The organism is Bacillus sp. FSL W8-0848, from assembly GCF_038007805.1.
In the GTDB taxonomy this organism is placed as follows: domain Bacteria; phylum Bacillota; class Bacilli; order Bacillales; family Bacillaceae; genus Bacillus; species Bacillus glycinifermentans.
Genome location: NZ_JBBOYB010000001.1, coordinates 2741997 through 2754575 on the forward strand (window position 1 = coordinate 2741997; position 12579 = coordinate 2754575).

Genomic DNA, 12579 nt, shown 5'->3' on the forward strand with positions numbered 1-12579 from the left:
TCTTGGATGTGAATTCTTATGGCCTAATGGATAATGCTACAGCAATCATTGCTTATTTTGGACTTCCGGAAAGTTTTCAAGCATTACAGGAAATGATTAGAGAAGAAAAAATTAGTGATGAAGTTATAGAGCTTATAGAGGAATTAGAAGGAAACATTGAAAATCCATATTCCGGATTATAATTATGTTATTTAAAAATAAGCGTAAATATTTATTTTTCAAAGCGTCAGTTGTGCGTCTGTTTCAAGTTCTCCCTGTGGTTTCCTCTCTTTTTTTGATATTTACGGCAGTTTAAGTGACATTTGGTAGCCTCTTTTGAAAGAACGACCAAACCGGTTTTAAATTTATCTTAAGACAATCAAAACACCCCGATCGCTTGATTCATTGTCTGACAATCAGGGTGCAATTTACCATTAATTTAAATTCGCTTTTGGATTTGGTCCATATTGATTATCTTGTGTTTCACTATCTTGGCAGTAGAAGATCAGCAGGATAATAGCACCGACAAACGGAATCAAGCCAATGAGTATCCATAAACCGCTTTTCCCGATGTCATGCAATCTGCGGACGCCGACAGCTAATGACGGCACCAAAACAGCTAACTGATAAATAAAGATCAAAATGTATGCAAGCAATCCCCCTCCATACCCGACTACATATCCTGCTTGATATCCGCCTTCTCCTAGCAATTCTGCAATAAATAAACCTGCTATTAATAATGATAGTATTAATAAAAGAAAACAAATGATGCCATTAAAGAGATGAAACAGCCAATATTCTTTTCGCCTTGCTCTCCCTTCAAAATTTGCATAGTTTTTTAAACCTTTCCAATACCACTTCATACAATTTCCTCTGTTGCCAACTGTATTGATTAATGCAAAACATATCCATTATATCATAAAACATTTTGCTATCGGCCGGCTCAGTCGATAATGTTAATATTTCTTCTTGAGTTTTCATCTCCTTTTTGGCTTTCAAATGCTTTTTCCATAGTATCGTTTTCAATCGTTTTCTCGTATATTTAGGTTACGTAATCAATGCTTGATAAGAGCTGCCTTAAACACTTTTTTGAAAAAAGCCAGCTATTTTACGAGTTTTTCATTGCAATACGCTCTAAAAATTCCGATGCTTCTGCAGCAGTTGGAACCTTGATCACATTCTCATCGGCAAATTCCTTTCCTCCTGGGTCTTTACTTGCTCTAATCTCTTGCGCCGCCGCCTCAACATCGTATGCCGTATGTCGAAACTCATAACCTGTTGGACTAATTAGGAGCCAGTATGCCCCTGGTTCATCAGCAAATGGCATTCCTACGCTCCCAGAGTTGACAATGCGTATACTGCCTGTTTGTCGGCTCAAATTGCATATGGGTATGTCCGCAGACAACAATCTGTTGCCGAACGCCTGAAAAAATAGCGGCAAGTCGTTCCTGGGAGGTATTGGGTGTAATGATTTCCTCATCACTACGTGGTGTAGCGTGACAAAATAGCACATCTCCCAATCCATTAATATGAACTGTTACTGTTTCGGGTAATTTTGATAGAAAGTCTCTTTGAGACCGAGTTAACTGATCAGCGACCCATTGGGTTCTTTGTCGACCCTTTTCTGACATTGTAGATGGGAGGTTTTTTCCATCAAAAGCCATTGCTACTTCTCTATCCCCATTTCCACGAATAAAGCGAACTTTATCAGTCAAGGAGAAAATCCGTTCCAAAGTTTGTCTAGGCATTGGTCCAGAGACGATATCTCCACCAATAACAATTAAATCCGGCTTGACATCTTCAAGTTCCTTTAGCAATGCATTTAATGCCGGCAGGTTTCCATGAATATCATAAAGTGCCGCAATCTTCATCTGTGAAATTCCTCCCCTTCGCCTAGTTTTTTCACAATCTCTTCTCAATATATATTCATAGCCGGCTCTATGCAAATCCTTCGTATATCTGAAGGCTCTCTATAAAATAAAGAGACGGTTGGTAAGTGCAAGACAAAAATCCTATTCTCTCTACCGTGAAAATTCGGCTCAGTTTTCCCTTCCCTTTAACCTGCTCCGTCTACTGGCTAGTTACGCAAGAGCCAAAATATTAATGATCGAGTAATATGTCTATTTCCTTACCTCCCGATGGTCTTGGAATCTTTAACACGATTTTGATGACTACATCCACACTTTTTGATATTCCCAGGGAACAAAAAACCCTTGCCATTCGGCAAGGGTTCGCTGATTACTTATAAGTCAGCAGGAAGTATTTCTTTTTCCCGCGGCGGATGACAGTGAATTGGCCTTCGATGCGGTCTTCGCGGCTGAGGACGCTGTTTACGTCAGTGCGCCGTTCGCCGTTGATGTAGACGGCTCCGTTTGTGATGTCTTCGCGCGCCTGGCGTTTGGATGGCGACAGCTTCGATTGGACGAGGACATCGATGAGCGGCAGTTCATCGGTTTGCCCGAGTTCCATGGAAGGAACGCCTTTGAAGCCGACCTTCACTTCTTCGGCTGACAGCTGTTTAATGTCTCCGCTGAAGAGCGCTTTTGAAATGTTGACAGCCTGCTCGAACGCTTCGCGGCCGTGAACGAGGACCGTCACTTCTTCGGCAAGGCGTTTTTGCGCTTCGCGTTTTTCAGGAGCTGTTTCTGTTTTTTCAGCCAGTTCTTCGATTTCTTCCTTGGAAAGGAAAGTGAAATATTTCAAGTATTTGACGACATCTCTGTCATCTGTGTTGATCCAGAATTGGTAAAACTCATAGGCCGACGTTTTCTCTTTATCAAGCCAGATCGCGCCGCCTTCCGTTTTTCCGAATTTCGTGCCGTCCGCTTTTGTCACAAGCGGGATCGTCAATCCGAAAGCTTTTGCGCTTTCTTCCGATTTCCGGATCAGCTCAAGGCCGGCTGTAATGTTGCCCCATTGGTCGCTGCCGCCGACCTGCAGCTTGCACCCTTCGTTTCTGTATAGGTTTAAGAAATCGAGAGACTGCAGAATCATGTAGCTGAATTCTGTGTATGAGATACCCGTTTCGATTCTGGAGCTTACCGTATCTTTGGCAAGCATGTAGTTGATGCCGAAGTTTTTGCCGACATCCCTCAGGAAGTCAATCACATTCATTTGCCCGATCCAGTCATAGTTGTTGGCCATTACCGCCGGGTTTTCGTCAGCTTCAAAGTCAAGGAAACGCGAAAGCTGATCCTTGATTTTCTGCGACCATTCGCGGACAATCTCTTCGTTGTTCAGCGTCCGCTCGGCTTTTTTTCCGCTCGGATCGCCGATCAGGCCTGTCGCGCCGCCTACGAGTGCGATCGGGCGATGCCCGGCCTGCTGAAAGCGGCGGAGCATTAAGATCGGCAGCAAATGCCCGATATGCAGGCTGTCAGCCGTCGGGTCAAAGCCTGAGTACAGGCTGATCTTCTCCTGATCGAGGAGCTCCCTTAATCCCTCCTCATCGGTTTGCTGCTGAATCAGTCCCCTGAAGGACAAATCATCAAGTAAATGTGTCATCATTATTGGCTCCTTTTTTCCTAAAATAAAAACGCCCCTTCGTGTAAACGAAGGGACGATGAACATCGCGGTACCACCCTGCTTAAAAGAACGCACGGGGCGTCCTTTTCACTCTTGTTGATAACGGACATCGTCCGCTCTTTTACTACAAAGCGGCAGGCTTTTTCGTAAAAGCGGTTCGTGAGTGTAATTCGAACCATCCATTTGTGCTGATTCTCACCGGCCATCAGCTCTCTAAGACAGGGAAGGATGCGTTCTACTGATCTCAGTCTTCACCTTTTCGTATTTAAGACTAAATCTTTTTTAACATAATATTTCCTCATTGTCAATGAAGCATCAGTCTTCCATCGTCGACAGATCGCCGGCCGGGAGGTTCAGCTCCCACGCTTTCAGGACGCGTCTCATGATTTTTCCGCTCCTCGTCTTCGGCAGTTTATCTTTAAATTCGATTTCCCTTGGGGCAGCATGCGCGGCCAGGCCTTTTTTGACAAACTGTCTGATTTCCTCTTTTAAGGCGTCTGACGGCTCGTATCCTTCCCTGAGTGCAATGAAAGCTTTAATAATTTCCCCGCGGACGGGATCAGGCTTGCCGATGACACCGGCTTCAGCCACGGCCGGATGCTCGACGAGCTTGCTTTCGACTTCAAACGGACCGACGCGTTCGCCTGACGTCATGATGACATCGTCAATCCGTCCCTGGAACCAAAAGTATCCGTCTTCATCCATGTATGCGGAATCCCCAGATACATACCAATCCCCCGGCATAAAATACGAGCTGTATTTTTCGGGATTATTCCAGATGGAGCGCATCATCGACGGCCAGCCCTTTTTGATGGCAAGATTGCCCATTCTGTAAGGCGGGAGCTCTTTTCCCTGATTATCGACGATCGCTGCCTCGATGCCGGGGAACGGCTTGCCCATCGAACCCGGCTTGATCTCCATGCAAGGATAATTACAAATAAGCTGTGCACCTGTCTCGGTCATCCACCATGTGTCATGAATCCGGTTATGGAACACTTTGTGCCCCCATCTGATGACCTCCGGATTTAAAGGCTCTCCGACGCTCAAGATATGCCTCAATGAGCTTAAATCGTATTTGTTTACGAGGTCGTCGCCGGCTCCCATCAGCATCCGGAAGGCTGTCGGTGCGCTGTACCAAACGGTGACTTCCAGCTGTTCAATCGTCTCATACCACGACTCCGGACTGAATCTGCCGCCAACGACGACATTCGTCGCCCCGTTCAGCCACGGACCGAAGATGCCGTAGATTGTTCCGGTTACCCAGCCCGGATCAGCCGTGCACCAGTAGATATCATCATCCCGCAGATCAAGGACCCATTTCGCCGTCTGGTAATGCTGGACCATCGCTTGATGGACGTGGAGAACCCCTTTTGGCGCGCCTGTAGAGCCTGACGTATAGTGAAGAAGCATTCCGTCTTCCGGATCGACCCATTCAACCTCAAGATCGGTATTTGCTTCTTCAGCTTTTGAAAAATAGTCTACAATAGGCCCTTCTTCCTTCACGCCTTCCCCGACGACCACAATCGTTTTCAGATCCGGAAGCTCTTTTTGCGGAATCCGCTCCAGCAGTTCAGGCGTCGTGACGATGACCTTCGCCTCGCTGTTTTTCAGCCGGTCTTTTACCGCACCCTCCATGAACGCTTCAAACAAAGGCCCGACGATGGCCCCAAGTTTGACGGCGCCGAGAATAATAAAATAAAGCTCGGGCGATCTCGGCATAAAAACAAACACACGGTCGCCTTTTTTGACATCGGCGTGTTTTTTTAAGACGTTCCCGGCTTTATTCGTTTCATTTTTCATCTCTCTGAAGGTGTACTTTTCGTCGCGGGCCGGATCTTTGTAATAAAAAGCCACTTTGTTTTTCAAGTGCGATTCAGCATGGCGGTCGATGGCTTCATATGCCGCATTCACTTTTCCTGTTTTGTGCCATGAAAAGTTTTTTTCAGCATCTTTCCAGTCAAACGTCCGGTATACTTCCTCATAGTCGTTTAGATTATAATTTCCCTTCACGGCTGGCAACGCTTTCAATTCCATGCCCATCCCCCTTTGTTCGATCATCAAAATATATTATAGTATAGATTTTTTATTTTCTCAATTTTTAAAAAATATTGTTCTTTCCTTTGAAAACGCTTAATATTTTGGTATGTTATGTGTAAAAGACTTCAACTAAGACGTGAGGCGGTGAATACGTGAAGCATCACAAAACCTATCATGCCAAAGAATTGCACACGGGGGAAGGCACATTGCTGATAGAGGGCCCTATCAGCCCCGATAAACTCGCAGAGTATGAGTTTCATGCAGAGCTTACAGCCTTTCGCCCATCTGAAAAACAGCATGAAGCATTAATCGAAATCGCAGGGCTTCCCGAAGGACGGATTATCATCGCTCGTTTCCATCATACCATTGTCGGCTATGTCACCTACGTTTATCCCGACCCGCTTGAAAGATGGTCTGAAGGAAACATGGAAAATTTAATCGAACTCGGCGCCATCGAGGTGGTTCCAAGGTTCAGAGGACACTCTGTCGGAAAGACGCTTTTAGAGGTCAGCATGATGGATCAACAAATGGAAAAATACATTATCATTACGACTGAATATTACTGGCATTGGGATTTGAAGGGGACAAACAAAGATGTCTGGGAGTACAGAAAGATGATGGAGAAGATGATGAATGCCGGGGGCCTTGTCTGGTTTGCCACAGACGATCCGGAAATCAGTTCTCATCCCGCCAACTGTTTAATGGCCCGCATCGGAAAAGAGGTCAGCCAGGAATCGATCGAGCGCTTTGACAGGCTCAGGTTCCATAACCGCTTTATGTATTAAGGGAGCAAAGGGGATCTAAATATGATTGTTGAAAAAATCATGAAAAAAGACGTTGTGACGCTTTCAAGAACAGATACGATCGAAGAAGCGATCAAACGAATGAGGACATTCCGCATTAAACACCTCCCTGTCGTCAATGAACGGGGAACCGTCGTCGGCGTTGTGACGGATCGGGATGTAAAGACGGCAACCCCGAGTATTTTTGCTCAAAACAGCTCAGCCGGCGCTTTGCAGAAACCGGTTGAACTGATCATGTCAAAAGAAGTCGTGACAGGGCATCCGCTCGATTTCGCCGAGGAAATCTCAGCCGTGTTTTTCGAACACGAAATCGGCTGCCTTCCGATTGTGAAAAACGGTAAACTGGTCGGCATTGTGACGAAGTCTGACTTGCTTCATACGTTTGTCAGGCTGACGGGCGCCCATTTTCCCGGCTCGCAGATCGAAATTAAAACCGATGATATCGCCAAAAGCCTCGCCGATATCAGCATGATTTTCAGCAGGCGGCAAATCGGCATTTCAAGCGTGCTCGTTTATCCAGGCGAAGAAGAAAATGAAAAGATTCTCGTATTTCGCGTGCAGACGATGAATCCGGAAGCAAGCATAAAAGATGTAAAATCAATAGGGTATCAAGTGCTTTGGCCCGCAGAGCAAAGGGATTTGCTATGAAAGACTGCGTCTTTGTCTTTTCCCCCTCCTACCAAACCTATCAATTTCATCAGGACCATCCGTTTAACCAGCTCAGGGTCTATGTCACGTATGACCTTCTGAACACGATGAATGCGTTTGGACAGGGAGAAATCATCGCGCCGCGAATGGCGACAGAATCTGAACTCAGCCTCGTTCACACGGAAGATTATATCAGAGCCGTAAAGCTTGCCGGACGGGGAAAGCTTCCCGAAGCAGACGGAGAGAGCTACGGTCTCGGCACGGAAGATACGCCCGTTTTTGCCGGCATGCATGAAGCCGCTTCGCTTTTGGTGGGCGGAACCCTGACGGCTGCTGACTATGTCATGACCGGCAAGGCAAAGCACGCCCTCAACCTCGGCGGCGGGCTTCACCACGGATTCAGAGGGAGAGCTTCCGGTTTTTGCATTTATAATGACAGCTCGGTTGTGATCCGCTATGTGCAGAAAAACTACCGCGCCAGAATTTTGTACATTGATACAGACGCCCATCACGGAGACGGCGTGCAATTCACCTTTTACGACGATCCATCTGTCTGCACCGTCTCGATTCATGAAACAGGACGCTATCTGTTCCCGGGAACGGGCCAGGTTCAGGAAAGGGGCCATGGCGAAGGCTACGGGTACGCGTTTAATATTCCGCTAGACGCGTTTACCGAGGATCAGTCTTTCATCGATTCCTACCTCACGGCTGTACGTGAAATCGCCGAATTTTTCAAGCCTGACGTAATTTTGACGCAAAACGGAGCTGACGCTCATTACTATGATCCGCTCACACACTTGTGCACAACGATGAGAATCTATGAAGAAATTCCAAAGCTTGCTCACGAATTGGCGCACAAGTATTGCGACGGCAGATGGATTGCCGTCGGCGGCGGAGGCTATGACATTTGGAGGGTCGTCCCGCGGGCATGGGGGAGAATCTGGCTCGAAATGAAAGGAATCAAGGCTGAAGGCCATATGCCCGAAAAATGGCTGAAACGCTGGGAAAAACAAGCGTCTGTCCCGCTGCCGGCCGCATGGAGCGATCCTGACGGCCTGTATGCTCCAATTCCGAGAAAAGCCGAGATTACCGAAAAAAATGCGCGTACCGTTTCAAAAGCGCTGTTTCCGATCCGTTCCGCCTCGCGTCCGTCATAGCTTGCACTATAAATAAAAGGCCCTGCACGGTGATCTGCACCCTGTCAAGTAGACAGTGGAAATAACTAAAACACACTAGACGGCTTTAGCCCTGTATTCCACTGGGCTGAGGCCGTTTAGTTTTTCTTGTAGACGATCGTGGTTGTAAAAGTGGATATATTCATCAATTGCGCTTTGAAGTGCCTCAAATGTCTCGTACGAATTCCGTCTGTATTTCTCGCATTTTAATTTCCCCCAAAACGACTCAATGGGGCCGTTATCAATACAGCGGCCGACGCGGGACATACTCTGTGTCATATTTGCGTTTTCAATCATCCTTCTAAACTGGTGGGACGTGTATTGAAAACCTCTGTCGCTGTGAAGGAGAGGACGTGCGTTTGGGGCTGCCTCAAGCGCTTGGTTCAAGGTTTTAAACACAAGGGCGTTATTATTGGATTTCCCCAGCACATAAGACACGACCATTCCCTCATGAAGATCTAAAATGGCACTGAGGTACGCTTTCCGATGGCCGTATTTTAGCTCTGTCACATCAGTCACCCATTTTTGATTTGGTTTGTCCGCTTTAAACTCTCGATTCAGGATATTTTCGGACACATGTTGAGGCGTCGCTTTGCCGTAACGTTTTTTCTTCCGCCGAATGACACACTCCAGCTTGGCAATTTTCATCAGCCGATAGATGCGCTTATGATTGAGGCGCTCTTTAAAGCGGCGGTTCATGTTTAAGGTCATTCTGCGGTATCCGTAGATACCGCCAATTTGTTCGTGAAGTAGCGCCATTTTGGCGATAATCTTTTCATTCTGTTTTTCTCTCGCTGAAGGTACTCGGCTCCTCCATTTGTAATACCCCTGGCGCGAAACTTCGGCAATCTCACATAACATTTGGACAGAAAAGCCTTCTTTTCGATTCAGCTCTAAAATGGCGAGATATCGATCTTCGTACCGAACCTGACTTAGAACCGCCTCCTTTTGATCTCTTCCAACTTTTTTAAGAACGCATTCTCTGCGCGCAAACGCTCATTTTCCTGTTCCAGCCGTTTGTTTTCCCGTTGAATTTTTTCTTCAGGTGTCAGTTCTTCTTCGGTTTTGCGTTTCCCTCGGTTGTCTTTTAAGGCCTCTTCTCCGCCTTCTTGATACTTTTTCACCCATTGATACACCTGTTGGTAGGAGACTTGATGAATCTCCATTGATCTGGCGTAGTCCTTTCCATGAGCTAGACAATCCTTCGCAATCTCAATCCGTTCTTCCAATGAAACGTTCTTCCGTTTGGTCATCAAACGATTCCTTCCTCTCCCGCTGTCTTTTAACGTTTTATGACCATTATAAAGCTCAACCCACTTCATGAGTACGGATTTACTGGAAATCTTATATTTTCTCGAGATTTCTCTTTGAGAGTAGCGTCCGGATAAGAAGTCTTTCACGGCATTGTATTTTAATTCTGCGGGATAGAACTTATGGCGCTTTGAACGTTCCAAACTCTCCACACCCGCCATATCATGCGATGTTCTCCATTCACGAATCGTTTCGGCATGAATGCCATATTTTTCTGCGATCTCCTTCACCGAATTATTGCCCTGATCACATTCTGATAGAATATTCAATTTTTCTTCTTTTGAAAACCATTTTCCAGCCATGAAAAAAATCCCCCAAGGCAAACAGATTTTTTTATTTCATCTGTCTACCTTTAGGGGAGCATATCACGGTGCAAGGCCTTTTTGGTTTTATTTTCTGATTACGATTTCAACTCGCCTGTTTTCCTTCATATGGCTCTCCGTCCGATTATCCCTGACCGGCTTCGTATCGGCATATCCGACCGCCAGAAAGCGTGAAGAGTCGAGTTTTTCTTTTGACGTAAAATAGCCGATGACCGTGCTGGCTCTTGCTGCAGAGAGCTCCCAGTTGGACGGAAATCGGTATGTGGAAATCGGCCGGCTGTCTGTATGCCCCTCCACATCGATCTGGTTGGGCAGCGATTTAAACAATACCGCCATTTTGTGCAATAGCGGGTAAGCCTGATCTTTAATTTCCGCCTTTCCGGAATCAAAGAGAACCGCCTCCTGCAGGACGAGGACGACGCCCCGTTCATCGCGCTTTGCGGTAATCAGGCGTGACAGCCGGTTTTTTTCAATATAGCCGCTGATTTTCTTTAATAAATCATCTTCGCTTTCGCCCGGCATGCTCTCTCCGCCGCCGGCTTCCGCGGCCGCCTTTTTGTCCCCTCTCTCCTGAAAAGAGCCGACAGCGGTCTTGAATTTTTGCAAATCGATTTGCGACATCGAAAACAGTAAAATAAAGAACACGAGAATCAGCGTAATCAAATCGGTAAAGGTAATCATCCATGACGGCGATTTGCGGCCGGCTTCGCGTTTTCGTCTCTCGTGCCTAAGCTTCATGGGCCTTATCCTTTACGTTTTCTGCATGCTTTTTTCTCCATTCCTCTTTGGAGCTGAATACGACGAGCTGGCTTTCAAGATTGCGGGGGTTTCTTCCCGACTGAACGCCGATGATCCCTTCGATCATGACCTGCTTCTTAAAGATCTCGGCTTCCGTCTTTTCTTCAAGCTTTGCGGCGATTGGAATAAACAGCATGTTGGACAACAGCGAGCCGTAGAGTGTCGTCAAAAGGGCGACAGCCATATTCGGGCCGAGGGTTTCCGGTTTGTTCAGATTTTTGAGCATCATCACCAGTCCGACGAGAGTACCGATCATGCCCCATGCAGGCGCATATTCTCCCGCTTTTTCAAAGATTCTTCTTCCCTTTCTGTGCCTTTCTTCCATCGCCGCAATTTCCGAGTTCATGACGTTGCGGATCGTCTCTTCATCCCACCCGTCAATGGCAAGCAGCAAGCCTTTTTTTAAAAACGGATCTTTCATTTCGCCGATTTCGGCGTCCAATGATAGAATTCCCTGTTTTCGCGCCTGTTCGGAAAGGGTGACAAACGTTTTGACCAAATCTCTTATGTCGTCATCTTCCGAAACAAACACCTGCCTCAGGACGCCCGGCGCTTTTTTTAAATCCTTCGGAGAAAAACTCATAAAAACGGCTGCGCATAATCCGCCCGTCACGATAAAAAAAGACGTTACATCGATAAACGAATAAAATCCGGAAAGGCCTGCTCCCGAAATCACGCCGACCGTCAAAATCAGCATGCCTAACATAAATCCGACAGGTGTAAGATAATCAAAACGTTTCATCTTTTTGCATTCTCTCCACTCACGTAAAAGAAAGCAAGATCTTCACGAAAAAAACCGTGAAAACTTGCTTTCTTTCTTGTTTTATTTTTTATGATTTCGTTGATTGTCTTTGTTCGATCCGATGCGGAAGCTGAACGATATGCTCTTCGACCTCTTCCTTGTTCATCAGCTTTGTTAACAGCCTCATCGCTACGGCACCGATGTCATATGTCGGCTGAACGACCGTCGTCAGCTGCGGACGAACCATTAATGACAGGCGCGTATTGTCAAATCCGACCACTTCAAGGTCTTCCGGAATCGATAATCCTTTGTCCTGTGCGGCATGAATGATTCCGAGCGCCATCTCATCTGTTGCAGAAATGACGGCCGTCGGTTTTTCATCAAGCTTCATGAGCGCATCAAGCGCCTCCATGCCGGAATCGTACGTATAGTCTCCTTCTACGACGAACTCTTCCTTAAATTCGAGACCTTTATCCTGCAAAGCCCTTTTAAAGCCTTGAAGCTTTTTCGCCTTATTGATCGGCTCCTGCATCGGTCCTGATACAAATGCCAAGCGCTTGTGGCCGTTTTCGATCAGCATGACTGCGGCGTCATATAAAGCCTGTTCATAATCGATCGCAACAGAAGCCGTTTCCCCTTTTTCTTCGACAGACGCTGCAAGCACGATCGGAACCGGTGACCGTTTAAATTCTTCAACGTGCTCGTCTGTGACGTTCCCGCTCATGAACACGATGCCGTCGACCTGCTTGCCGAGCATCGTATTAAGCAGGTGCAGCTCTTTGTCCATGTTTTGGTCAGAGTTGCTTAAAATAATATTGTACTTGTACATTGTGGCAATATCTTCGATTCCCCTTGCCAGCTCTGCATAAAAGATGCTTGAGATATCGGGAATAATGACGCCGACGGTTGTCGTTTTCTTGCTGGCGAGTCCTCTTGCGACGGCGTTTGGACGATAGCCGAGACGCTCGATTGCTTCAAGCACCTTTTTTCGGGTTGTCGGCTTTACGTTCGGATTCCCGTTCACGACTCTGGAAACCGTCGCCATGCTTACATTTGCTTCACGTGCGACATCATATATTGTAACATTACTCATTTTTTTACCACTCCTTCAACTGGGTACAATCTTTTTCTATAGCATAAACATTTTCATGTAGAGAAATGTCAAAATGTAAAACTTTATGTAAAATAAGCAAAGATTAAGTTTACATTATTTTTCATTAATATTCAAACAAAAAAAG

General features: G+C 46.3%; 13 protein-coding genes and 1 other annotated feature. Of the genes, 4 read left to right on the plus strand and 9 right to left on the minus strand.

Annotated features, from left to right (window positions below; translation table 11 throughout):
• Nucleotides 1-2: 2 nt before the first annotated feature.
• The gene (locus tag NSQ39_RS14390; RefSeq protein ID WP_341015605.1) at nucleotides 3-182 is read left to right on the plus strand and encodes a hypothetical protein; all 180 of its coding nucleotides are present in this window, start codon (nucleotides 3-5) and stop codon (nucleotides 180-182) included.
• Between the two features lie 231 nt (nucleotides 183-413).
• On the opposite strand, the gene NSQ39_RS14395 is transcribed toward NSQ39_RS14390, so the two are convergent.
• From NSQ39_RS14395 to acsA, 5 genes are all read right to left on the minus strand, one after another.
• The gene (locus tag NSQ39_RS14395) at nucleotides 414-842 is read right to left on the minus strand and encodes a DUF805 domain-containing protein (protein ID WP_175076818.1); all 429 of its coding nucleotides are present in this window, start codon (nucleotides 840-842) and stop codon (nucleotides 414-416) included.
• Between the two features lie 245 nt (nucleotides 843-1087).
• On the minus strand, nucleotides 1088-1306 hold the full coding sequence (locus NSQ39_RS14400) for a hypothetical protein (RefSeq protein WP_236809820.1): 219 nt from the start codon (nucleotides 1304-1306) through the stop codon (nucleotides 1088-1090).
• Complete coding sequence (locus tag NSQ39_RS14405; protein WP_236809821.1) at nucleotides 1293-1850, minus strand: metallophosphoesterase family protein; 558 nt, start codon at nucleotides 1848-1850, stop codon at nucleotides 1293-1295. Before NSQ39_RS14405 ends, NSQ39_RS14400 begins: the two co-directional genes overlap by 14 nt.
• Nucleotides 1851-2217: 367 nt before the next feature.
• Nucleotides 2218-3483 carry a tyrosine--tRNA ligase gene (tyrS, locus tag NSQ39_RS14410; protein WP_175076819.1) on the minus strand — a complete coding sequence of 422 codons (1266 nt, stop codon included), beginning with the start codon at nucleotides 3481-3483 and terminating at the stop codon, nucleotides 2218-2220.
• 48 nt (nucleotides 3484-3531) lie between these two features.
• Nucleotides 3532-3765: a binding site (T-box leader), on the minus strand.
• 54 nt (nucleotides 3766-3819) lie between these two features.
• A complete protein-coding gene (acsA, locus tag NSQ39_RS14415; RefSeq protein WP_065894675.1) occupies nucleotides 3820-5538 on the minus strand; it encodes an acetate--CoA ligase in 1719 nt (572 codons plus the stop codon).
• A gap of 155 nt (nucleotides 5539-5693) precedes the next feature.
• On the opposite strand from acsA, the gene NSQ39_RS14420 reads away from it, so the two are divergent.
• Genes NSQ39_RS14420 through NSQ39_RS14430 form a run of 3 tightly spaced genes read left to right on the plus strand, consistent with a single transcriptional unit; the run spans nucleotide 5694 to nucleotide 8149 of the window.
• Nucleotides 5694-6326, plus strand: a complete 633-nt coding sequence (locus NSQ39_RS14420) for a GNAT family N-acetyltransferase (protein ID WP_046131902.1) — start codon at nucleotides 5694-5696, stop codon at nucleotides 6324-6326.
• A 21-nt stretch (nucleotides 6327-6347) separates the two neighbouring features.
• Entirely contained in the window at nucleotides 6348-6992 is a 645-nt protein-coding gene (locus NSQ39_RS14425; RefSeq protein ID WP_341015614.1) for an acetoin utilization AcuB family protein, read from the plus strand.
• Nucleotides 6989-8149, plus strand: coding sequence for an acetoin utilization protein AcuC (locus NSQ39_RS14430; protein ID WP_046131904.1), 1161 nt, complete (start codon nucleotides 6989-6991; stop codon nucleotides 8147-8149). The genes NSQ39_RS14425 and NSQ39_RS14430 overlap by 4 nt, the downstream gene beginning before the upstream one ends.
• A gap of 75 nt (nucleotides 8150-8224) precedes the next feature.
• On the opposite strand, the gene NSQ39_RS14435 is transcribed toward NSQ39_RS14430, so the two are convergent.
• From NSQ39_RS14435 to ccpA, 4 genes are all read right to left on the minus strand, one after another.
• A protein-coding gene (locus NSQ39_RS14435; RefSeq protein ID WP_231947364.1) for an IS3 family transposase occupies nucleotides 8225-9780 on the minus strand; the annotation gives its coding sequence in 2 pieces (ribosomal slippage) (nucleotides 8225-9123 and nucleotides 9123-9780; 1557 coding nt in all).
• Between the two features lie 87 nt (nucleotides 9781-9867).
• Entirely contained in the window at nucleotides 9868-10539 is a 672-nt protein-coding gene (gene motS, locus NSQ39_RS14440; RefSeq protein ID WP_175076664.1) for a flagellar motor protein MotS, read from the minus strand.
• A complete protein-coding gene (gene motP, locus NSQ39_RS14445; protein ID WP_175076663.1) occupies nucleotides 10529-11341 on the minus strand; it encodes a flagellar motor protein MotP in 813 nt (270 codons plus the stop codon). The genes motS and motP overlap by 11 nt, the downstream gene beginning before the upstream one ends.
• An 88-nt stretch (nucleotides 11342-11429) precedes the next feature.
• Nucleotides 11430-12434 carry a catabolite control protein A gene (gene ccpA, locus NSQ39_RS14450; protein ID WP_175076662.1) on the minus strand — a complete coding sequence of 335 codons (1005 nt, stop codon included), beginning with the start codon at nucleotides 12432-12434 and terminating at the stop codon, nucleotides 11430-11432.
• Nucleotides 12435-12579: the final 145 nt, after the last annotated feature.